Origin of the sequence: Phreatobacter sp. (genome assembly GCF_027532945.1) — a bacterium.
Lineage (GTDB): Bacteria > Pseudomonadota > Alphaproteobacteria > Rhizobiales > Phreatobacteraceae > Phreatobacter.
In genome coordinates this window covers 26972-46954 of the sequence record NZ_JAPZTZ010000003.1, presented here as the reverse complement: position 1 = coordinate 46954, position 19983 = coordinate 26972, and the positions used below count along the sequence as shown (strand labels likewise).

Below are 19983 nucleotides of genomic sequence, written 5' to 3'. Positions count from 1 at the left end.
GGATCAGCTCTCGACCGGCCGGCCGAGGTCGAAGCTGCGCCCCGGGGAAAATTTCGCCAGCCGTACGTCCGAGGTGCGGGCATGGGCCTCCATGCCCTCCAGCCGCGAGATCCGCGCCGACAGCGGCGCGATCACCGTGCAGGCCTCGCGGGTCATCTGCTGCCAGGTCAGCGGCTTGAGGAACTTGTGCACCGACAGCCCTGCCGAGTAGCGGGCAGCGAACTTGGTGGGGAGGATGTGGTTGGGTCCCGAGGCCTTGTCGCCGAAGGCAACGTTGGTTTCCTCGCCGAGGAAGAGCGAGCCATAATTCGTCAGGTTCTGATGCCACCAGGCCAGGTCGGCGCAATGGACCTCAAGGTGCTCGCAGGCATAGGTGTCGGAGACCTGAACCATCTCGTCGCGGCTGTCGCAGAGGACGATCTCGCCATAGTCTCGCCAGGCAGCCGCGGCGGCATCGCGCGCCGTCGGCGGCAGCTTGTCGATGAGCAGCGGCATCAGCCGCGCCACCTCGTCGGCGACGGAGCGCGAATTGGTAATGAGCCAGGCCGGGCTCTCATGGCCGTGCTCGGCCTGGCCGACGAGGTCGGTCGCGACGATCATCGGGTCGCAGGTGTCGTCGGCGATGACGCAGACCTCCGATGGGCCGGCGAAGACGTCGATGCCGACCTTGCCGAACAGCATGCGTTTGGCCTCGGCGACGAACTTGTTGCCCGGACCCACGATGATGTCGGCCTTGCGCCCGGTGAAAAGGCCGTAGGTCATTGCGGCGATGGCCTGGACACCGCCGAGGCACATGATCACGTCGGCGCCGGCCACGGTCATGGCGTAAAGCACCTCGGGATGAATGCCCTCGCCGCGATAGGGGGCCGAACAGGCGACGACGGTCTTAACGCCCGCCGCCTTGGCGGTGGCGATCGACATGTAGGCCGAGGCGATATGGGCGTAGCGGCCGGTCGGCACATAGCAGCCGGCGGTGTTGACCGGCACCAGCCTCTGGCCGAGCGTCAGCCCGGGCGTGATCTCCAGCGAGAAGTCCTGCACCGAGGCGCGCTGGGCCTCGGCGAACCGGCGGACCTGGGCGGCGGCGAAGGCGATGTCCTCCTTCACCGAAGCCGGCACCTCGGCGATCCGTGCGGCAATGGCCTCCGGGCTCATGACGATGTCGCCGGACCATTTGTCGAGGCTGAGGGAATAGTCGCGGACGGCACGCTCGCCGCCGGCCTCGATCGCCGCCAGCATGTCCGTGACCACCTTGCGCGCCGTGTCCGTCTCCGTTTCCGGCGTCTTCGTCGCCGTTTTAAGGTGGGTGATGGCCATGGCGGGTTGTCTCCGGAATCGTCATTCTGCAGGCGCACGGGCCCTTGTTGGCCCGTGCGCGGCATATGGCAGGCGAGGTCAGCGCCGATCGAACTCGGTGGCGAAGGCGCGCAGCTGCGGATTGGCGGCGACCCGCTTGAGGAAGTCGTCGGTGATGTAGCTGCTGGCCTCCGGGTTGGCGGGAATAGTGCCCACCTCGGTCGCGAACTTGCCGATCTCGCTGAACCAGCCGTCGACAGTGGAGGCGGCGCCGCCGCTACGGGCCATCATCCTCAGCTGCTCGTCGAGGCCGAAGGTCGGCCGCAACGCAAACTCCTGGTCCATCGCCCGCTCGGAGACCTCGAGACCACCCTGCTTGTAGAAATCGAGGGCGAGGCGGCGGGCCTCGGCCGGGTTTGCCTTGGCCCAGGACCAGCCGCGCAGATAGACCGCGAGGAACTTAGCGACGTCGTCGGGCCGCTCCCGCGCGAAGTCGGAGCGGACGATCAGCGCGCCGGGAACGATGGCGTTGGCCTCGGCGCCCGAGCAGAGGTAGCGGGCATTTGCGCGCTCCTCCAGCGTGTAGGTGTTCGGCGCCCAGACGCCGGCAATGTCGCCGTTGTTCGAGGTCAGGGCGGTAATGATCTGCGCCTGGCCAAGGTTCACGAACTGCATGTCGGCGGGGTTGACGCCGAGGCGTTCCAGGCAGCGGCGCGCCGCGAAATGGACGGTCGAATTGGTGGTCAGCAGCAGGCGTTGGCCGCGCAGGGACGCCGGGTTGGCGCGGATCGCGTCGAACCGGTCGCCGCGGACCATCACGGCGTTGGTTTTCGATTCGTCGTTGGTGATGCCGATGGTCATGAGGTTGAACCGCACCGCGCCGAGCACGGCCGGCACCGAGCCGGTGCCGCCGACATCCCAGGACCGTGCCGCGGCGGCGGCGACCTGCGGCGCGCCCGCCGGGAAGGTCGAGAAGTTCGGGTTCAGCCCGACCTGGGCCCACCAGCCCTTCACCGTGGCGTAGTGGAACGGCAGCGCCCAGTAGAGCGATGGCTGGTAGCTCACGCCGATGGCGGCGGGTACCTGTGCCGCCGCGGGGGCTGCGGCGAGGCCAAGGGCGAGGGCCAGTGCGGCCAGGGTCTTCTTCATGGTGTTCCTCCCGGGTGTTGGTGGCGGGAGCCGCTCCGTTCCGGGGCGGCGCCGTGCCGTTCGGCTGCGGTTGATCCGCAAGTCACTGCTTCGAGGCTTTCACGGACGATGTCCGCAATCAGGTCGCATTCCTCGTCCGTCAGCGACACCGGGGTGCGGATGTCGCAGAGGGTCGCGAGGATGCGGTGAGTGTCGTCCAGGCCGCTCTGGCCCGGCGCATAGCGCCAGTGGCGCGGCGCGCTGGTGAAGCCGGCCTGCTCGGCCGCTCCGAACCACTTGATCGGCAGGCCGCGAGCCCGCGCGAGGTCGAGGACGGCCATGATCTCCCGAGCCGAGAGACCGGGCAGGGAGAACTGGATCGAGGTCGCGGTGAAATGCTCCGTGGGCGGGCGCACCGGCAGCCGCACGGCCTGCGCGCGGGCAAGGCCTGCCGCTATCCGCCTGTAAATGGCGTTCCAGCGATCGACGCGTTCGGGCAGGTCGTGAAGCTGCGGCCGCAGCAGCGCCGCCGCCAGTGCCGTCATGCGGAGGCTGAAATTGGGTGTCCGCTCGGTCCAGCGCGCCATGGTCTCAGGCGGCGGCGGATCGAGATGCTGCTGGTGCAGCATGTAGCTGCCGGAATGCAGGATGGCGCGGGCCGCGAGATCCGGATCGTCAACGACGAGGAAGCCGCCCTCTCCGGCATTCAGGTGCTTGTAGGTCTGCGCGCTGAAGCCTGCGGCGACGCCGAACGTTCCGATCATGCGCTCGCCCCAGCGGGCGCCGAGCGCATGGGCGCAGTCTTCGACCAGCAGCAGGCCGAGCTCGTCGCAGACGGCCATCACGGCGTCCATGTCGGCGAGGTGCCCGCGCATGTGGGACAGCATGAGGACGCGCGCGCCGCTGTCGGCGGCCTTCCGCCGCAGGTCCTCGACGTCGATCTTGTAGTCGGGCCCGATGGCGACGATGACGGGCCGAGCGCCCGCGTGGACGATCGCTCCCGGCACCGGCGCGAGGGTGAAGGCATTGACCAGGACAGGCTCGTCGGGACGCACGTCGAGAACCTTGAGCGCCAGGAACAGCGCGCCGCCGCCCGAATTGACCGCGATGCAGTGCCGCCGCCCGACCAGCGCGGCAAATTCCCGTTCAAGCAGGGCGGCATCGGCCTGGTCCGCGCCGAGTTCGCCATAGCGGAAGAGCCGACCCGAGCGCATCAGTTCGACCGCGCGCGCGATTCCGGCCTCCGGCACGGGGGCGGGGTCGGTGAGGTCACGCATCAGCCGGCGGGGTTCAGACACCCTGGGCCCCCTTCTCCTCGCGGAGGGACCGCCAGATGTGGGTGCGCAGGTGGACGAAGGATTCGAGGTCCATCACGTCCTCGATCTTGTTGAACCTGTCCCAGTTCTCCGACTGACGGACCGTCCTGACGTCGAGGATCTCCTTGATGCGCCCCGGGCGCCTGGTCATGATCGCCACCCGGTCAGCCAGGTAGACGGCCTCCTCGACGGCATGGGTGATGAAGAGGACCGTGCGCGGATTGACCCGCGCGAGCCGCACCAGCTCCTCTTGCATGACGACGCGCGTCTGCGCATCGAGGGCGCCAAACGGCTCGTCCATCAGCAGCACCTCGGGATCGAGCACATAGGCGCGGGCGATGGCGACGCGCTGCTGCATGCCGCCTGACAACTGGTGCGGGAAGGCCTCCGCATGACTCTCCAGGTTCATCAGCTTGAGGGCGTTGGCGATCAGGTCGTCGCGCTGGTCCTTCGGTAGGTTCTTGTTGCGCAGGCCGAGGTCGATGTTGGCGCGTACCGTCTTCCACGGGAAAAGCGCGAACTGCTGGAAAACGACGGCGCGGTCCGGTCCGGGCTCGGTGACGGTCCTGCCGCTGACACTGACGATCCCCGACGTCGGGGCCTCGAAGCCGGCGACCATTCTCAGGCAGGTGGTCTTGCCACAGCCCGAGGGGCCGACGATCGCCACGAACTCCCGCTCCGCGATGTCGAGGTTGATGTCGTCGAGGACCTTCACGCCGGAACTCGCCGGGCCGAAGACCTTGTTGACGCCCTGGAAGCGGATCGAACCCATCTGGCGCACCCTCAGCTTTCGAGCCCGCGCCGGCGGCGCAGCCAGCTTTCGCCCTGTCGCAGGGCGACGTCGATGGCCATCCCGACGACGCCGATGGCAATCATCCCGCTCATGACCGTCGCGGTCTGCACGCTGCCCTGGGCTTGCACCATCATGAAGCCGACGCCGGCAGCGGCGACGATCAGCTCGGCGCCGACCAGTGACTGCCAGCCGAGGCCTGCCGAGACGCGCAAGCCCGCGATGATCGACGGAACGGCCGCCGGCAGCAGGATCTCGAGGATCATCCGGATGTGGCCGGTGCCGAGCATCCGCGCCGCCTCGATCAGTCGCGGCTCGACGAAGCGCGCGCCGCGATAGGCGTTGATGAGGCAGGGCGGGAAGGCGCCGGCGAAGATGATCATGACCGGGCCGCCCATGCCGGTGCCGAACCACAGGGCGGCGAAGGGCACCCAGGCGATGGGCGCGATGAAGCGCAGGGCATCGAAGATGGGCGTGACGATGTCGTCGAGCAGGCGGAACCAGCCCATGAGCAGACCGAGCGGGATGCCGACCGCCGCCGCCAGGATGACACCATAGGCATAGCGCTGGAAGCTTGAAGCCAGATGGACCGGCAGGGTGGCTCCCGCGAAGGGCGACGTCAGCAATGTGGTGAACCGGGTTGCGACCTCCAGCGGCGAGGGCAGGAATTGCCGCGGGACGAAGCCCGTGGCGGTCAGCAGCGTCCACAGGCCGAGCAGCAGCGTGACGCCGAGGAGGCCCCAGCCCAGCCTTTGCGAAAGGGACAGCGGCGCCTGCGTCATCGCCTAGTCCCTCGCCGCGACGTTCCAGGCGAGCGCGCGGCGCTCCGCCTGTCCGAGGAGCCATGTTGTCGCCCATCCGAGGATGCCGACCGCCACCATCCCGACCAGGATCATGCCGGGATAGATGTCCTGCTGGGCCATGTTCAGAATGAAGCCGAGGCCGACGAGCGCGCCGACAAGTTCGGCCGCGACGAGCGTCGTCCAGCTCGCCTGCAATGACAGCCGCAGGCCGGTGAAGATCATCGGAGCGGCCGCCGGGGCGATGATCTCGCGGACCATCCGCCAGCGCGGGGTGCCGAGCATGCGGGCCGCCTCGATGACCGGCCGGTCAATGTTGCGCACGCCGGCAAAGGCGTTGATCACCGAGGGCACAAAGGCGGCGAACCAGATGACCATGATCTTGGCCGCATCGCCGAGCCCCAGCCAGAGGATCGCGAGCGGAATCCAGGCGAGCGGCGGGATCGGGCGGATCACGAGGAAGATCGGGTTGACGCAGGCTTCGACGCGTCGGTCCCAGCCCATCCAGAGCCCGAGCGGGATGCCGGTGACCACCGCCACGGCGAACCCCATCACGACCAGCTTCAGGCTGTGCACCGCATGCTGGGCAAGGCCTGCCCCTGCATAGCCGCGGGTCAGGATCTGGTTCAGGGAGACCCCAAACTCCGCAGGCGAGGGGAAGCGGGCCGAGCCGACGATTCCGGTGACGGAGGTCAGCAGCCACCACGTGACGCCGACCGACGCCACTGTCGTCAGTCCGATGCCTGCCCTGCGCCCGACCATGCGGGTCGCCTCCCTTGGTGCGCAATTTATGAAAGCGCTTACATCTATAGCTGCATGCCAGGCTGGCCATGTCAACGTTGGGCGGCGCGGGATCGTGTTCGTTCGCGGTGCGATTGCGGATGAAAAAGTTTTCAGTCATGGATGGGGCATGAAATCCACGCGCAAGGCTCGCATCATCGATGTCGCCCGCGACGCCGGCGTGTCCGCGGCGACCGTCTCGCGGGCCCTGTCGCAGCCCCAATTGCTCAATGCCGAGACCTTGGCCCGCGTTCGTCAGAGCGCGCTTCGCCTCGGCTATCGTCCGGATGCGGCCGCGCGGGCTTTGGCCTCGGGGCGCTCCATGACGATCGGCGCTGTCGTGCCGACGCTCGACAACGCCATTTTCTCGCGCGCCTTGCAGAGCATGCAGGCGGTGCTCGCCGGAAGGGGCTATCAGCTCCTCGTTGCCTCCCACGACTATAACGCGGCAGCGGAGGCCGAAGCGGTCAAGATGCTCGTCGGCCGTGGCGTCGACGGGCTCATGCTGGTCGGGGCCGAGCGGGCCCCCGAAACCGAGGCGCTACTCGCTGATACTGAGGTGCCGGTGGTCCTGACCTGGCGCGGCATTCCCGGTCATGCGGCCGTGGTGGTCGACAACGAGCGGGCAGGGGAGCTCGCGGCGAAGCATCTGGTCGAACTCGGCCACCGCAGGATCGGCATCATCACCGGCAGCCACGCCTTCAATGATCGCCAGCGAGCCCGTCAGGACGGCGCGCGGGCCTTCCTGGCCGCTGAGGGCCTCGCGGTGCCGGATTGGCTCGCCATCCAGGTTCCGACCACGCTGGCCGGTGGGCGGTCGGGCTGCGCCAGCCTGCTGGGCCTCGGCGAGCCGCCCACAGCGATCATCGGAGGCATCGACCTCATCGCCATCGGCTGCATGATCGAGGCACAGGCCCGCGGGCTGACCGTCCCCGACGACCTCTCCGTTGTTGGCATCGATGACCTCGACATGTCGGCCCATCTGTCGCCACCGCTGACGACCGTGCACGTTCCGACCGCCCGCATCGGCGCGACCTGTGCCGCGATGCTCTGTGACCTCATCGAGGAAAAGGACATCGACGCAGAGGTTCAGATACCGGTGGATCTTGTCGTCCGCCGGTCGACAGGCCTCCGCGCCGTGACTTGAGGAGGTCCCTGGTCACCATGCCCCGGGGACGCCGCGCTGCGCCCGAGACGCGAAGATCGTTCTGGGCTGCCGCAACATGCATGGGGCATTTGCTGGACTCCCTCGCCCGCCGTCCAACGGTGGTTTCGGCGCCGCCGATGGCGTCAAGCGGTCATCCGCGATCGCGATACGGTTCGACCAGTTCGGTGCCAATCATCATGTTGCGGGTGACGATCCGGACGAGATCGTCGAAGCGCCGTTCGGCGGCGTCGGCCGGGGCTTTCGGCAGCACCAAGTAGCGCATGTCAGCGTTGGAATCGTGGACGCGGACCTCCATCGGCGGAGGGATCGCCACGCCGAACTCGGCAAGGACGGCGCGCGGCTCCCGAACCGTCCGCGCCCTGTAGTTCTTGGAGATGTACCACCAGGGCGGCTGGCCGAGGAGCGAGCGAGGATAACAGGAGCAGAGCGTGCAGACGATGATATTGTGGAGGGAGGAGGTGTTCTCGACCACCACGAGCTTGGCCTCCTTGATCGCATAACCCATCTCCCTCGCAGCAGCCGATCCATCGGCCAGCAGGCGCGCCTTGTAGGACGGGTCTTTCCAGGCCTGGGCGACGATCCGTGCGCCCCAGGTGACGTTCGGGGCCTCAAGCGCGGCGATGACGCGATCGGTGTCGGACGGGGCAAGGACCTGTTTCTCCAACAGGATCTTGTGGATAGCCTCTGTCATGAGGGCGTAGTAGTCGGCACCCTCGTGGCCCTCGACGACAAGGCGCGAGGGGTCGACGGCATCCGCAGAGTAGCCGATGGGCTCGGGTGTCATGTCAGGGGCTCCGCCGGCTCCAGCCAGTGGTCGTAGACTTCGATTTCCAGCGTGTCGCCGGGTGGGCCGGGATAGTCGGGCCACAGCTCGGTCTGGGGGAAATGAACACGGTAGAGGTCGATGGCGGGAAGGCCAGGGCGGCCAAAGGCGAGGTCCTCCGGATTGGGATAGGCGCCGCAATAGCGTTCGATCCGCCCGGTCTTGTGTCGGATGAACCAGGGGATTCGCACATGGCCGGGCTTGCCGAGATCCAGCACCGTGACGCGGTCCCCTGCAGTGAAGCGCGGCATCACAGCGGCTCCACCGTCCGGGCCGCATGGTCCACCCGCTGGCCGCGACCGGCGGCGATGGCGTCCATGCGCGACAGCACTTCCTCCCGCGTGACGATCTCCTTCTCGGTGAGCAGGATCGTCAGCGCTTCGGCGCGCCGCTCATAGAACCCGAGCGTTTCGTAGAGCTGTTCGCCGAAGCTCTCGAAGACGCGGCGGATTTCGTCGAGCGACACCGTCCGGTTCTTCTGCTCCAGCGCGCCTCGGATGGCCTCCGACAGCTTCTGCCAGTCGTCGAACGGCCGTTCGACACAGGCCACGGGGCCGCCCGGCAGGCCGCCGATATCATGGTAGCCGCGATAGGGCGGCCCGCTGTCGGCTTGGTCCGTCATGGTCAGCTGGCCCTCACGGCGTTCTGGAAGACCTCGAGCGTGCGCGCCTTGAGATCGATGAAGCGCGGATCGGTGAGCGTGGACGGATCGCGCGGGCGCGGCAAGTCCACATCCATGTAGTCGGCGATTCGCGACGGACGGCGGGTCAGCATCAGAACCTTGTCGGCGAGGTAGACGGCTTCCTCGAGATCGTGGCTGACGAGAACGGTCGTCACGCCGCGTGCCACCAGCACCTTCTGAAGCTGGTCGCGCATGATCAGCGTCATCTCATAGTCGAGCGCGGAGAAGGGCTCGTCGAGGAACAGCACCTCCGGCTCGATCACCAGGGATCGCATGATAGATACCGTTTGCTGCTGCCCTCCCGACATCTGGTAGGGATAGCGGTGAAGGTCGAACTTGAGGTCAAACCCCGCCACCAGCTCCTCGATCCGCCGCTCGCGCTCGGCCTTGCCGATGCCCATCAGCCGCAGGGGATAGTGGATGTTGTCGATGGCGCGGAGCCAGGGGAAGAGGGCCTCTCGGTAGTTCTGGAAGACGTAGCCGATCCGGGTCTCGGCGATGGTCTTGCCCTCGAACAGGATCTGTCCCGCGTCGATCGGCAGGAGGCCGGCCACCATGTTGATGAAGGTCGACTTGCCGCAACCGTTCGGCCCGAAGACCGAGACGATCTTGCCCTTCGGCAGGTCGATGTCGAAGCCGACATAGACGGGATTGCCATCGAAGGCCTTCTTCAGCCCGCGCACGGTGATGTGCGTCCCCGGCGGGAACCACCGCAGGTCTGGATAAGAGGCACCGGCTGGCGCCTCCTCCGCGGGCGTCCTCTGCGCCAGTGTCATCAGGCGAGATCCGCAGGCTTCAGGATGATGTCCTGCACCTTCATTGGGGTCTTCAGCGCGCCCTCGGCGGAGAAGACATCGACCAGGGCCTGGTAGGACTTGAGGTCGGTCTCGTTCAGGTCCCGCCAGGCACGCAGATAGGGCTGGGCGACGATGCCCACCTGGTTCGCCTGGACCGGCGTGTATTTCGGCAGGATCGGCCGGTACTTCTCGTATTGCGTCTCGGCGAGCCGGGTTGCCTCGTCCAGCACCTCCACCACGCGGCGGGCCACAGCCGGCCGGTCCTTGATGAACTTGGTGGTGAGCAGCGAGCAGCCGGAATAGAAGGGATCGGCGATCACCGCGGCCACCGGATTGGTCATGGCGCGCTTGGCCTCGCCGAGGGCGACGGCGATGGAGCCGACCGGCTCCAGCGAGAGCGTTGCATCGGCGGATCCGGCGATGACGGCCTGGACCTGAAGGCCGACGGCCAGTTCCACCAGTCTCACATCCTTGTCAGGGTCGAGCCCGGCCTTGCGGACCATGTGGCGGGAGATGGTGCGCCACTGGATGCCCGGCAGGTGGCCGAGGGTCTTGCCCTTGAGGTCCGCGAACGAGCTGATGGGGGACGCATTGGCGACGATGAGGCCGTCATTGATGCGGTTGACGCCGATGCCGCCGCCCTGCAGCCCGAAGACCTTGAACGTGCCGGGGAACTGGCTCTCGGCGAGGACCGAGATGCCTGCCGCCGCGCCGGGGGCGCCGACATCCGCCCGGTTCGAGACGAGGCTGTCGATGATCTGGTTCGGCGCCTGGAAGCGCGCGGCTTCGATCTCGATATTGGCTCTCTCGAACAGCTTTTCTTCCTGCGCCACATAAAAGGCCATGGTCTGCATGATCGGCAGCCAGGACACCACCACCTTGTCGCGCGCCTGCGCGAGGGCAGGCGCCTGCGGGGCGCCCGTGGCGACCACGGCGGCACCGAGTCCAAGGATGAATTCGCGTCTCTTCGTCATGGTTCGCTCCTGGGGATGACGTGCGGATCAGGCGCGGCCGGACCAATGGACCAGCCACTTCTCGAGGCCGAGGAAGATGAGATTGAGGCCGTAGCCGAGGATGCCGCTGACGAGGATCGTCCCGTATAGCTGCGGCAGGTCGAAGGTGATCTGGCTGTCGATGATGCGCTTGCCGAGGCCGTCGTCCGAGCCAATGAACATCTCGGCCACGACGATGACGACAAGCGCCAGCGACACTGCGGTGCGCAGACCAACGAAGGTCTGCGGCAGGCATTCGTAGAACATCACGTCCTTGAAGATGCGGGCCCGGGACGCGCCCATCACCTTGGCCGCCAGAATGCGCGTCTGCCGGGCGTTCATGACCCCGTAGGCGACGTTGAACAGCACAACGAGCCAGGCGGCGAAGGCAGCCACCGCGATCTTCGAGAAGTCCCCAAGGCCGAAGATGATCATGAAAAGCGGGAACATCGCGGTCGCCGGCGTGGACCGAAAGAAGTCGATGAGGAATTCAATCGAGCGATAGAGCTTCTCGTTCGCGCCGATGACGATACCGATGGGAACCCCGAAGGCAGCAGCGATGCCGAAAGCCTGCAATGTCCGCCACAGCGTGCGGAGGAAATCCGGACCGAGACCGCCGGAGATGGCATTGGTCCACACGGATTGCAGAGTGCGCACAGGGGAGGGCAGAAGCTTCGGCGTCACGAGGCCGGCGAGATGGACGGCATACCAGACGAGGAACAGTGCGAGCGGACCCACCGCCATCCAGGCATAGCGTGTGAGTCGGTCAGATTGCATACAACTGCTCCTTGAATTTTGCGATTCCGCGCAAATGTTGTGCATCGGCGGCCCGGTGCATACAGTTGGGCAGTGCTTGATTGCTGAGGTCCGCAAGAGGGATGCCAACAGGCATGGCCCTTGCTCGCTGGTCACGAACAATGCCGCCTCATCGAGGACCGCCCCATGCCGACCATCCCCTCCGACCCCTATGCCTGGCCGTTTGACGGCGCTCTCGGGCCTGCCAACACCGCCCTGATCGTGATCGATATGCAGACCGATTTTTGCGGCAAGGGTGGCTATGTCGATGCCATGGGTTACGACCTGTCGCTCACCCGGGCGCCGATCGAGCCCATCAAGCGGGTGCTCGCGGTCATGCGTGAGAAGGGCTACTGGATCATCCACACCCGCGAGGGACACCGCCCTGATTTGGCCGACCTACCCGCCAACAAGCGATGGCGGTCGCAGCAGATCGGCGCCGGAATCGGCGACCCCGGGCCCTGCGGGAAAATCCTGGTCCGTGGTGAGCCGGGCTGGGAGATCATTGACGAGCTCAAGCCGCTTCCCGGCGAGACGATCATCGACAAGCCCGGCAAGGGTTCGTTCTGCGCCACGGATCTCGAACTGATCCTGCGCCAGCGGGGCATCCGCAACCTGATCCTGACGGGCATCACGACTGATGTCTGCGTGCACACCACGATGCGGGAGGCCAATGATCGCGGCTTCGAGTGTCTGTTGCTGGAAGATTGCTGTGGTGCCACTGACCATGGAAACCACCTGGCTGCGATCAAGATGGTCAAGATGCAGGGCGGTGTTTTCGGTGCCGTCAGCGACTCGGATGCCATTGTCGCCGGCTTGCCTTGACCAACTCAGCCTCAACGCGGCGGTGGCTCCCGATGAATGATCCGGAAGATGTTCGGCAGCTCGTTCGGGACCACCTTGGCGATCCCGATAGCCAGTGGACTGTCGGCACGTTTGGCGCTATCGCCGAATTCATGCGTGATCAAAGCGAGCCCGTCGTCATCGTGGACGAGCCGCGTCAGATGTCGGTATCCACCAGCCGTGGCGGCATCAGTTTTGGTTCACTCGACGGCGTGAAGGCATTTGCCTCGGAGTCAGCGACCGGCTCCATGTGGGGCCATCGCGTCTCCCTGTGTTTGCGGGACGCTCAATGCGAGACGAGCCGCCGCACCGTCCTGACCGAGATGGGAGCCGATGACGCAGCCATCCGACCGGAGGACCGGGCCGCTATCCTTTTCGACATGGGGCTCGGAACGCGGCAGGTTGATGTCTGCATCCGCGTGTCCGATTCCACTCTTTGTGGGCTGCTTCGGGACCATTTGGGGAGGTCCCTGTTCGAACCCGGCAATCCCGTCATGAGCGCTGTCATCGCTGCGGGTCCACATCGGGTCTTCATCGCTCGGTTCGCGCGCTGCGAGGTCTATCAGGGGATTCCTCCCGCCGAGGGCCGGAGCCCCCCGGGGCCGCACACGCATGTCCTGCCGGAGCTGATCAAAAGCGGTCGCACTCATGCAGCAACGGAGCCGGTTCCCGAGGGCTTCGTGCCTTGCGCTCATCTCATTCCCGCTCATCCCGTCAGGGACGCCATGGGCTATGCCCGCCCATACAACGCCGCTGCACATGGGTGCTTTGAAGACCTGCTCTCCCGCTTCGGATGTCCCAGCTTGCAAGACGTGAAGAACGCTGCCCGCCGAGGGGTATCGGCCGCGCAGGATCCGCACACCTTCGCTGCGCCCTTGGGGAAGTTCGAACGTCACGCTCTACGGGTCGCGCTCAGGCAGCTTGCTGCAGGGGGCCCTTCATCCCCAAGCCTGGAAGCGTGGCGTAGCGTTTTCGATCCACGAGACGCCGCGGAGTAAGGTGAACCGCTCCGCTCGATGTCTCACCTCTCGACTAGGACCCGCAAACGTCTGCGAGTGTCCGCTTCACGCCCTGCATAGTGGACGTTTGTCATGGCGCCCTAAGCGGATATGTGTGTCAGGAAGCCCTTGGTGCCGACCCGCAAAATCTCCCGGCCGGTCAGCTCGTTGCCCATGAGTTTTTTGCCTCAGAACGAGACCTCCTGCCGACGCACAGAAGCGGGCCCGGCTTCAATAGGGTCCACTTACGGGCGCCGGACCTAAGCTTGAGCCGGCTTGCGCCCTGAAGACGATTGCGACGAGTCGCCTAAGGTTAAGACCTCAGAGTGACGCCATTCTAGGCCCAGGCGGCGATGACCGCGTCAGCATCGGTGACCACAGAGACATTCTGCAGTGCATAATTGACCGAGGCGGTGTGCCATTCGGCGTTCATCGTCGAGCAGCAATCCTCAGGCACCACCATGTAATAGCCTTTATCCGCCCCCGTCCGGGCGGTGTGCTCGATGGACATGTTGGTCCAGGCGCCGGTGACGATAATGATGTCGCGGCCGAGAGCCTTGAGCACCGTCTCCAGCCGCGAACCCTCCCATGCGCTCATGCGTTGCTTCTCGACGACGTGGTCGCCGGTCTGCGCCTCCAGCCCCGGAACAGGCGCCGCTCCCCAGGTGCCGCGCACCATGGCCTTGGCGTCGGCGAGCCCTTCGAAGAGCGGCGCGTTCATCGTCACTCCCGGGCATCCCGGCTCGACGATGAACCAGACATGGATGACGGGCACGCCTTTGGATCTGGCAGCCGCTGTCAGGCGGACGCCATTGGCAATGGCGCTCTGCTCGCGGCAATGGGCGGGCGAACCGGAGGAGGCGAAGGCGCCGCCCTCCATCACCACGTCGTTCTGCATGTCTTGGACGATGACGGCACAGCGGCTGGCGTCGAGGACGTAGCCGGGGGCGCATTTCAGCGCGCCGTTGCGCCCAACGGATGCGGCGGCTGTGGTCTTCGGCGCGCCACCCGCCGCGGCGCGGTGCGCACCGCCAGCGACCATGTAGGGCTCGGCGCGCGGGCCAACCTTGGTGTCGACGGCATAGAGGGAATGGGTGGCGGTGAGGAAGAGTGTCCGGAAACCCGGACCGCCCCAGGTGAGATTGCCGACCAGTTCCGGCACCCTGACCTTGCCGATGAGGTCGCCGCCCGGCGCATAGACCCAGACGCCGCCGGGGCAGCAGACCCAGATATTGCCACCGGCATCGCACTTCATGCCGTCCGGCACGCCGGGTTCCGACGGCGAGGCGATGCCAGAGGCGAAGACATGGCCGGCTCCGAGGCTGCCGTTCGGCAGGACCTCGAAGGCGCGGATCAGCTGCTGCACCGTGTCGTTGACGTAGAGCCATTTCTCGTCGGGCGAGAAACAGAGGCCGTTCGGCTGTTCGAACAGGTAGCGGTCGACCAGCAGTTGCGGCGGACCACCGCCCGGGGCGATGCGATAGACACCCTGGAAACCGAGCTGGCGCGGCCGCTCGACGCCATAGACCGGCATGCGGCCGTACCAGGGGTCGGAGAAATAGATGGCACCGTCGGATTTCACCACGACGTCGTTGGGGCTGTTGAGCTCGCGGCCGTCGAAGTGGGAGGCCAGAACCTCACGCCGTCCGTCCGGCCGTTCGCGCACCAGCGTCGAGGTCGCGTGCTCGCAGACGACGAGGGTGAGATCGCCGTCATAGGTCATGCCGTTGCACTTGTTGGCGGGGCGCATGACCTCGCGGATGCCGGTCCTGTCCCAGCGCCGACGTACGTCACCGGGCATGTCCGAGAACAGCAGGAACTCGTCCTTCGGATTCCAGATCGGCCCCTCGGTGAACTGGAACCCCGTGCCGAGCTGACGCACCGGCGCCCAGAGATCGATGAGGTCTTCGAAGGCCGGCCTTATGGCGACATGGGTTGTCATGGGGGGCTCTCGCTCAGCTGGGCTCCGTGAGGCATGGACTGCGAGGCTGGCGTCAGACCGGGAACCAGGGCCGTGACGGCAGGGTCTGGGTGATGGGTCCCGGAACGGCCATATCGAGCCGCGCCACGACTTGGCCGGCCTCGATCTTCGCCGGCTTGTCGTGGACAGGGAGCAGGAATCGCGAGGAGTTCAGCAGCTTCTTGATCGCGGCCTTCTCGGCGCGCTTGGAGGTGCCGTGGTTGCCTGTGACGCGCGGCTCATTCGCGTGGATCTCGTGGAAAGGGTTCACGATCTGGTCGTTGAAGTCATAGATGACGTCGCCGCAGATCGTCGCCCGGCCCTCGGCGGTGTCGACGTGGACGTTCATCGAGCCCTCGGTGTGAGCGCCGGCCGCCTCCAGGTAACAACCGGGGAAGAGCTCGACCATGCCGGTCAGCTCCAGATCTTCGAGGCGCAGCGCGTGCTTGGTGTGCAGCCGGTCGATGAGGTGTTTGATGTCCGGCGCCGGATATTGCGGGTGCATGAGGCCGGAGACGGAGTATTCGAGTTCACGACGGTTGATGATCACCGTCGTGTTCATCGGGAAGAGTTCGTCCTTGCCGGCGTGGTCGATATGCAGGTGGGTGTGCGCGACATAGCGCACATCGCCCATGCGGACGCCGAATTTCATCAGCTGGTTCTCGATCATGTTCTCGTGGAACTGGAGCCCGCGCATGCCTAGGCTCTCCATGATCTGGTTGTGGCGGTAGCCGGTGTCGACCACCACCGGCCAGGGGCCGCCGAGGATGAGGAAACCGTAAGTGTAGGTGCGGCGTACCTGGCCGCAGCCCCGGCCGAGCACCAGGAAGCTCGATTCCAGTTCGATGTCGCCGTAGTCGAGGACCTTGATCTCGAGTGGCATGGTTTCCTCCGAATGTGTCAGGCCAGCCGGTAGACCCGCTTGGCGGTTGAAGAGAAGACGGCGGACCGGTCCCCAGGCGGAACAGCGGCCCAATGGGCGGCGAAAAGCGCGGGATAGCTCGTCCAGAGCTTTTCGATGGGAAAGTTCGAGCCGAACAGGCAGCGGTCTGCGCCGAACAGCCCCAGCGTCTCGCGGACGATCATGGCGACGTGGGCCTCGTCGTTGCGGCGCAGGAAGGTGCCAAGGCCCGACAGCTTGCTGACGACGTTGGGGCGGGCTGCGAGCAGCGCCATGCCCGAGCGCCAGGCGGCGATGCCGGCCGGCGAGATATCCTCCAGCATGCCGGCGTGCTGGAGCACGAAGGTCACCCCGGGACAGGCCTCGGCGAGGGCGGCGGCCCCCGCCATCTGGCCTGCAAAGACCTGCAGGTCGAAGCTCCAGCCATAGGCGGTGAGGCTCGCGACGTTGCGCTGCAGAACAGGATCGCGCGCGAGGTCGGGCCCGCTGGCAAAGCGGTAGAGCGGGTTCTCGTGCCAGTGAAGTTGCATGCGCACGCCGCGGACGAGCGCGTTGCGGGCGAGCGCGTCGAGTTGAGGTCGCGCGTCAGCTGCCAGCATGTCCGCATAGGCGACGATGGCGATGGGAAAGCCGCTCTCCTCGGAGGCCTGCGAGACGAAGGCTGCCTCGTCGCAATAGCGGTCGACCGGCCAGTTGGCCTGGACATAGACCGCGCCGGTGATGCCGGCGGAGTTGGCGTCGGCCGTGTATTCGGCGATCGGATAGTCCCGGCGGATCGGCTCGTAGGGGCCGAAGATGCGCGGTTGCATCGGCCCGGTCAGCCAGGGCAGGTCCGCCTGGCGCCAGATGTGGAAATGGGCGTCGATCATGCCGCGCGCTCCCTGCCGAGTGAAAGGATGTGCCGGCAGACGGCGGCGGTCGTGCCGCCATTGCTGAGGGAGCCGAGGAGCGGCCTGATGGCAGCGAGACCCTCGGTTTCCGGCCGGTAGGCGCTGTCGGCGGCGAGCGGCGAGAGCCAGTCGATGCGGTGGGCGCGGGCGGCGAGGCGCCCCACCGCCTGGATCATGGCGCGGGGGTCGCCCCGCTCCAGGCCATCGGACAGGACGACGACCACGGCGCCGCGGGCGTAGCCGGCAAAGCGCGGCACGCCGAGGAAGGCCTGCAGCGCGTCGCCGATGCGGGTGCCGCCGTCCCAGTCGGCGACGAGATCGGCGGCGAGCGCCAGGGCGCGGGCCCGGTTTCGGTGCTTCAGCACCGTGGTGAGGCGCGTCAGCCGGGTGCCGAAGGTGAAGACCTCGACGCGCGGTGCGCCGTGAACAAGCGCATGGGCGAGGGCGAGATGAGCATCGGTGCGCTGTTTCATCGAGCCGGAGACGTCGACGAGCAGCAGGATCGGCCGCACCCGCGTAGCGTGACGCCAGCGCTTCAGAGACATGACCTCGCCGTCGTTGCGGATCGCGGCCTTGAGGCTCGCCGCCAGGTCGAAGCCAGGGCCGCGCCGGGCGCGGCGGCGGCGATAGCCGCGGCGGCGGGGCAGGGCGTCGGGAAGGTCTCGGGTGAACCGGCGCAGCATCTCGCCGTCGTCCGGCGGAGTGAGCCGGCGGACGGCGAGGGCTTCCGCCGCCGTCGCCTCGCGGCCGGTCTCGTGGATCTCCTCGCCGATCAGGATCTCTTGGTGGGCGCCTTCCTCCTCGACCTTCATCTCGTCGTCCGGCTGGAAGTCGTCATCCTCGCCGGGCTCGCCCGCCGCGCCGAGGAAATGCGCGTCGAAAAGGGCGTCGAACATGTCTCGCCGCTCGTGGGGCGGGGCGAGCGTCGCGGCCGCCGCGCGACGGATGTCCTCAATCGACCGCGGTCCGAGCAGGTCCACGGCAGCGAGGAAGGCGACCGTCTGTTCCGGCGCCACCGCGAAGCCGTTGCCGCGCAGGAGCGTCGCGAAGGCGACGAGCGGCCGCGTCGCAGCTGGCAACCTCGCGTTGGCGGGGCGCTCGCTCATGCCGCCACCGCACGGATGAAGGCGTCCATGCGCGGGCGCATCAGGGCGAGATCCTCCTCGTCCTTCAGCGCCGTGCCGATGGAGCGGCGGAAGGCCTCGGGCCAGGATGCGCCGGTGCGGGCAAGGGCGGTGGCCGCCTCCGCCCAGTCGACGGCCTCGGCGACGCCCGGCGGCTTGGTCAGCGGCTCCTGCCGCAGGAGGCCGACGGCGTGGACAATGGCGCGGGCCGTGCTCTCGGCGACGGCCGAGGACCGCAGCATGATGATGGCCGCCTCCCGGGCCGGGTCGGGGTAGGGGATGTAGTGGTAGACGCACCGACGCCGGAGAGCCTCGTGGAGGTCGCGGGTTCGGTTGGAGGTGAGCACGACGACCGGCCGGTCGGCGGCCCTTAGCGTGCCACGCTCGGGGATGGAGATGGAGAAATCGGAGAGGAATTCCAGCAGGAAGGCCTCGAACTCGTGGTCAGAGCGGTCGATTTCGTCGATGAGCAGCACGGTGGAGTCGGGCCGCCGCAGGGCCGCCAGCATCGGGCGCTCGATGAGGAAGTCGTCCCGATAGATGTCGACGCTCTCGCCCTCGCGCGCCTGGCGGATGGCGAGCATCTGGCGCGGATAGTTCCACTCGTAGAGGGCGGCGGAGGCGTCGATGCCCTCAAAGCACTGCAGACGGATGAGCTGCCGCCCGAGGATCCCGGCGAGCGCCTTGGCGGCCTCGGTCTTACCGACGCCCGGCGCGCCTTCCAGCAGCAGCGGTTTGCCGAGGGCGAGCGACAGGAAGCCTGCGGTGGCGATGCCGTCGTCGGCGAGATAGAGCGCCGAGCGCAGCGCCTCGGCCAGCGCCTCAGGGCTCGACAGGCCGGCGATGGGCGGTTGCAGCGCCATGGCCGTCAGCCCCCGCCGCGGCGCGGCTGTGGCCGCGCTCCACCATTGGCCTTGATGCCGCGCAGGATCTTCTCCGGTGTGATCGGCAGGTCGTTCACGCGCACGCCAACCGCGTTGTAGACGGCGTTGGCGATGGCCGGGAGCACGGGGTTGGCGCACATCTCCCCCGGACCCTTGCCGCCGAAGGGGCCGTCAGGCGCCGGCCGCTCCAGCACCGTGATGGAATAGGGCGCGATGTCGCCGGGGCCCGGCATGAGATATTCGTTGAAGTCGCGCGGCCCGTGGCTCGGGTCCGGATAGTAGGGCTCAGGCGTCTCGTAGAGCGCGTGGCTGATGCCCATCCAGGCCCCGCCGACGAGCTGCTGCTCGACCATCTTCGGATTGATCGCCCGCCCCAGCTCATAGGCCGAGGCCATCTTCAGGACCGTCACCTCGCCGGTCTCGTCGTCCACCTCGACATCGGCGACGAGGCTCGCATGGGCGAAGGCGGTGTTGGGATTCATCTCGCCGGTCTGCGGGTCAACGGTCGACAGTGGGATCAGGAAGATGCCGCGCCCGGCAATGGTCTTGCCCTGCTTGAACTGCGCCGCCTGGGCGGTGGCCTTGACGGTGATGGAGCGCGAGGGCGCGCCCTTCACGTGGATGTTGCCGCGCCCGTCGGTGACGAGGTCGCCGGCATTGACCTCGAGTTCCTCAGCGGCGGCCTCCAGGAGGACGCCGCGCGCCTCGCGGGCGGCGGCGATGACGGCATTGCCCATGCGGTGGGTGCCGCGCGAGGCGAAGCTGCCCATGTCGTGCGGGCCGGTATCGCTGTCGGCGGTGTCGACATAGACGTCTTCCATGGGGACGCCCAGGGTCTCGGCGGCCACCTGCCGCGTCACCTGTTTCATCCCCTGGCCGAGATCGATGGCCGACAGCGCGACGGTGAACTTGCCGTCGGGATTGGAGTGGATCAGCGCCTGGCTCGGATCGCCGCCGAGGTTCATGCCGATGGGATAGTTGACGGACGCCATGCCGCGTCCCCGGTGGCGGGCCAT

The 19983-nt window shown here is 67.1% G+C and carries 21 protein-coding genes; 3 read left to right on the top strand and 18 right to left on the bottom strand.

Going from position 1 to position 19983, the window contains the following annotated elements; all coding sequences use genetic code 11:
* Window positions 1-3: 3 nt before the first annotated feature.
* From hisD to O9344_RS01265, 6 genes are all read right to left on the bottom strand, one after another.
* Complete coding sequence (hisD, locus tag O9344_RS01290) at window positions 4-1317, bottom strand: histidinol dehydrogenase (protein WP_298471896.1); 1314 nt, start codon at window positions 1315-1317, stop codon at window positions 4-6.
* Window positions 1318-1395: 78 nt separating this feature from the next.
* Window positions 1396-2445, bottom strand: coding sequence for an ABC transporter substrate-binding protein (locus O9344_RS01285; protein WP_298471893.1), 1050 nt, complete (start codon window positions 2443-2445; stop codon window positions 1396-1398).
* Window positions 2442-3722, bottom strand: a complete 1281-nt coding sequence (locus tag O9344_RS01280; RefSeq protein WP_298471891.1) for a DegT/DnrJ/EryC1/StrS aminotransferase family protein — start codon at window positions 3720-3722, stop codon at window positions 2442-2444. Before O9344_RS01280 ends, O9344_RS01285 begins: the two co-directional genes overlap by 4 nt.
* Window positions 3715-4512 (bottom strand): ABC transporter ATP-binding protein, encoded by a 798-nt coding sequence (locus O9344_RS01275; protein WP_298471889.1) that lies wholly within the window; start codon window positions 4510-4512, stop codon window positions 3715-3717. The genes O9344_RS01280 and O9344_RS01275 overlap by 8 nt, the downstream gene beginning before the upstream one ends.
* An 11-nt stretch (window positions 4513-4523) precedes the next feature.
* Window positions 4524-5312, bottom strand: coding sequence for an ABC transporter permease (locus O9344_RS01270; protein WP_298471887.1), 789 nt, complete (start codon window positions 5310-5312; stop codon window positions 4524-4526).
* Between the two features lie 3 nt (window positions 5313-5315).
* Window positions 5316-6092, bottom strand: a complete 777-nt coding sequence (locus O9344_RS01265) for an ABC transporter permease (protein ID WP_298471885.1) — start codon at window positions 6090-6092, stop codon at window positions 5316-5318.
* 94 nt (window positions 6093-6186) lie between these two features.
* Here O9344_RS01265 and O9344_RS01260 point away from each other — a divergent pair, with 94 nt between their 5' ends.
* Complete coding sequence (locus O9344_RS01260; RefSeq protein WP_298471883.1) at window positions 6187-7257, top strand: LacI family DNA-binding transcriptional regulator; 1071 nt, start codon at window positions 6187-6189, stop codon at window positions 7255-7257.
* Between the two features lie 151 nt (window positions 7258-7408).
* Here the strand turns inward: O9344_RS01260 and O9344_RS01255 are convergent, their stop codons facing one another.
* The 6 genes from O9344_RS01255 to O9344_RS01230 all read right to left on the bottom strand — a co-directional run bounded on the left by O9344_RS01255 (window position 7409) and on the right by O9344_RS01230 (window position 11349).
* The gene (locus O9344_RS01255) at window positions 7409-8062 is read right to left on the bottom strand and encodes a nitrile hydratase subunit alpha (protein WP_298471882.1); all 654 of its coding nucleotides are present in this window, start codon (window positions 8060-8062) and stop codon (window positions 7409-7411) included.
* Window positions 8059-8352 carry an SH3-like domain-containing protein gene (locus O9344_RS01250; RefSeq protein WP_298471881.1) on the bottom strand — a complete coding sequence of 98 codons (294 nt, stop codon included), beginning with the start codon at window positions 8350-8352 and terminating at the stop codon, window positions 8059-8061. Before O9344_RS01250 ends, O9344_RS01255 begins: the two co-directional genes overlap by 4 nt.
* Entirely contained in the window at window positions 8352-8723 is a 372-nt protein-coding gene (locus O9344_RS01245; RefSeq protein WP_298471879.1) for an SH3-like domain-containing protein, read from the bottom strand. The genes O9344_RS01250 and O9344_RS01245 overlap by 1 nt, the downstream gene beginning before the upstream one ends.
* A 2-nt stretch (window positions 8724-8725) precedes the next feature.
* Window positions 8726-9466 carry an ABC transporter ATP-binding protein gene (locus tag O9344_RS01240; RefSeq protein ID WP_298471877.1) on the bottom strand — a complete coding sequence of 247 codons (741 nt, stop codon included), beginning with the start codon at window positions 9464-9466 and terminating at the stop codon, window positions 8726-8728.
* 92 nt (window positions 9467-9558) lie between these two features.
* Window positions 9559-10554 carry an ABC transporter substrate-binding protein gene (locus O9344_RS01235; protein WP_298471875.1) on the bottom strand — a complete coding sequence of 332 codons (996 nt, stop codon included), beginning with the start codon at window positions 10552-10554 and terminating at the stop codon, window positions 9559-9561.
* A gap of 27 nt (window positions 10555-10581) precedes the next feature.
* Window positions 10582-11349, bottom strand: a complete 768-nt coding sequence (locus O9344_RS01230; RefSeq protein WP_298471873.1) for an ABC transporter permease — start codon at window positions 11347-11349, stop codon at window positions 10582-10584.
* A gap of 165 nt (window positions 11350-11514) precedes the next feature.
* Between O9344_RS01230 and O9344_RS01225 the strand changes: the two genes are divergently transcribed.
* The gene (locus tag O9344_RS01225; RefSeq protein WP_298471872.1) at window positions 11515-12192 is read left to right on the top strand and encodes an isochorismatase family cysteine hydrolase; all 678 of its coding nucleotides are present in this window, start codon (window positions 11515-11517) and stop codon (window positions 12190-12192) included.
* A 32-nt stretch (window positions 12193-12224) separates the two neighbouring features.
* Window positions 12225-13208, top strand: coding sequence for a hypothetical protein (locus O9344_RS01220; protein WP_298471871.1), 984 nt, complete (start codon window positions 12225-12227; stop codon window positions 13206-13208).
* 337 nt (window positions 13209-13545) lie between these two features.
* Here the strand turns inward: O9344_RS01220 and O9344_RS01215 are convergent, their stop codons facing one another.
* From O9344_RS01215 to O9344_RS01190, 6 genes are read right to left on the bottom strand one after another with little or no spacing between them, the layout of a single operon-like run.
* On the bottom strand, window positions 13546-15150 hold the full coding sequence (locus O9344_RS01215; RefSeq protein WP_298471870.1) for an isochorismatase family protein: 1605 nt from the start codon (window positions 15148-15150) through the stop codon (window positions 13546-13548).
* 52 nt (window positions 15151-15202) lie between these two features.
* Window positions 15203-16051 (bottom strand): MBL fold metallo-hydrolase, encoded by an 849-nt coding sequence (locus O9344_RS01210; protein WP_298471869.1) that lies wholly within the window; start codon window positions 16049-16051, stop codon window positions 15203-15205.
* Window positions 16052-16068: 17 nt separating this feature from the next.
* The gene (locus tag O9344_RS01205; protein ID WP_298471868.1) at window positions 16069-16938 is read right to left on the bottom strand and encodes an amidohydrolase family protein; all 870 of its coding nucleotides are present in this window, start codon (window positions 16936-16938) and stop codon (window positions 16069-16071) included.
* The gene (locus O9344_RS01200; protein ID WP_298471866.1) at window positions 16935-18065 is read right to left on the bottom strand and encodes a VWA domain-containing protein; all 1131 of its coding nucleotides are present in this window, start codon (window positions 18063-18065) and stop codon (window positions 16935-16937) included. Before O9344_RS01200 ends, O9344_RS01205 begins: the two co-directional genes overlap by 4 nt.
* Window positions 18062-18946, bottom strand: coding sequence for a MoxR family ATPase (locus O9344_RS01195; protein ID WP_298471865.1), 885 nt, complete (start codon window positions 18944-18946; stop codon window positions 18062-18064). Before O9344_RS01195 ends, O9344_RS01200 begins: the two co-directional genes overlap by 4 nt.
* 5 nt (window positions 18947-18951) lie before the next feature.
* The gene (locus tag O9344_RS01190; RefSeq protein WP_298471863.1) at window positions 18952-19983 is read right to left on the bottom strand and encodes a molybdopterin cofactor-binding domain-containing protein; all 1032 of its coding nucleotides are present in this window, start codon (window positions 19981-19983) and stop codon (window positions 18952-18954) included.

Excerpts from the sequence above, each read along its gene's own strand:
- O9344_RS01270 (WP_298471887.1), bottom strand. The coding sequence starts at position 5,312 with ATGACGCAGGCGCCGCTGTCCCTTTCGCAAAGGCTGGGCTGGGGCCTC.
- O9344_RS01235 (WP_298471875.1), bottom strand. The coding sequence starts at position 10,554 with ATGACGAAGAGACGCGAATTCATCCTTGGACTCGGTGCCGCCGTGGTC.
- O9344_RS01265 (WP_298471885.1), bottom strand. The coding sequence starts at position 6,092 with ATGGTCGGGCGCAGGGCAGGCATCGGACTGACGACAGTGGCGTCGGTC.
- O9344_RS01190 (WP_298471863.1), bottom strand. The coding sequence starts at position 19,983 with ATGGCCCGCCACCGGGGACGCGGCATGGCGTCCGTCAACTATCCCATC.
- O9344_RS01220 (WP_298471871.1), top strand. The coding sequence starts at position 12,225 with ATGAATGATCCGGAAGATGTTCGGCAGCTCGTTCGGGACCACCTTGGC.
- O9344_RS01255 (WP_298471882.1), bottom strand. The coding sequence starts at position 8,062 with ATGACACCCGAGCCCATCGGCTACTCTGCGGATGCCGTCGACCCCTCG.
- O9344_RS01195 (WP_298471865.1), bottom strand. The coding sequence starts at position 18,946 with ATGGCGCTGCAACCGCCCATCGCCGGCCTGTCGAGCCCTGAGGCGCTG.
- O9344_RS01275 (WP_298471889.1), bottom strand. The coding sequence starts at position 4,512 with ATGGGTTCGATCCGCTTCCAGGGCGTCAACAAGGTCTTCGGCCCGGCG.
- O9344_RS01245 (WP_298471879.1), bottom strand. The coding sequence starts at position 8,723 with ATGACGGACCAAGCCGACAGCGGGCCGCCCTATCGCGGCTACCATGAT.
- O9344_RS01230 (WP_298471873.1), bottom strand. The coding sequence starts at position 11,349 with ATGCAATCTGACCGACTCACACGCTATGCCTGGATGGCGGTGGGTCCG.
- O9344_RS01285 (WP_298471893.1), bottom strand. The coding sequence starts at position 2,445 with ATGAAGAAGACCCTGGCCGCACTGGCCCTCGCCCTTGGCCTCGCCGCA.
- O9344_RS01200 (WP_298471866.1), bottom strand. The coding sequence starts at position 18,065 with ATGAGCGAGCGCCCCGCCAACGCGAGGTTGCCAGCTGCGACGCGGCCG.
- hisD (WP_298471896.1), bottom strand. The coding sequence starts at position 1,317 with ATGGCCATCACCCACCTTAAAACGGCGACGAAGACGCCGGAAACGGAG.
- O9344_RS01250 (WP_298471881.1), bottom strand. The coding sequence starts at position 8,352 with ATGCCGCGCTTCACTGCAGGGGACCGCGTCACGGTGCTGGATCTCGGC.
- O9344_RS01210 (WP_298471869.1), bottom strand. The coding sequence starts at position 16,051 with ATGCCACTCGAGATCAAGGTCCTCGACTACGGCGACATCGAACTGGAA.
- O9344_RS01215 (WP_298471870.1), bottom strand. The coding sequence starts at position 15,150 with ATGACAACCCATGTCGCCATAAGGCCGGCCTTCGAAGACCTCATCGAT.
- O9344_RS01225 (WP_298471872.1), top strand. The coding sequence starts at position 11,515 with ATGCCGACCATCCCCTCCGACCCCTATGCCTGGCCGTTTGACGGCGCT.
- O9344_RS01205 (WP_298471868.1), bottom strand. The coding sequence starts at position 16,938 with ATGATCGACGCCCATTTCCACATCTGGCGCCAGGCGGACCTGCCCTGG.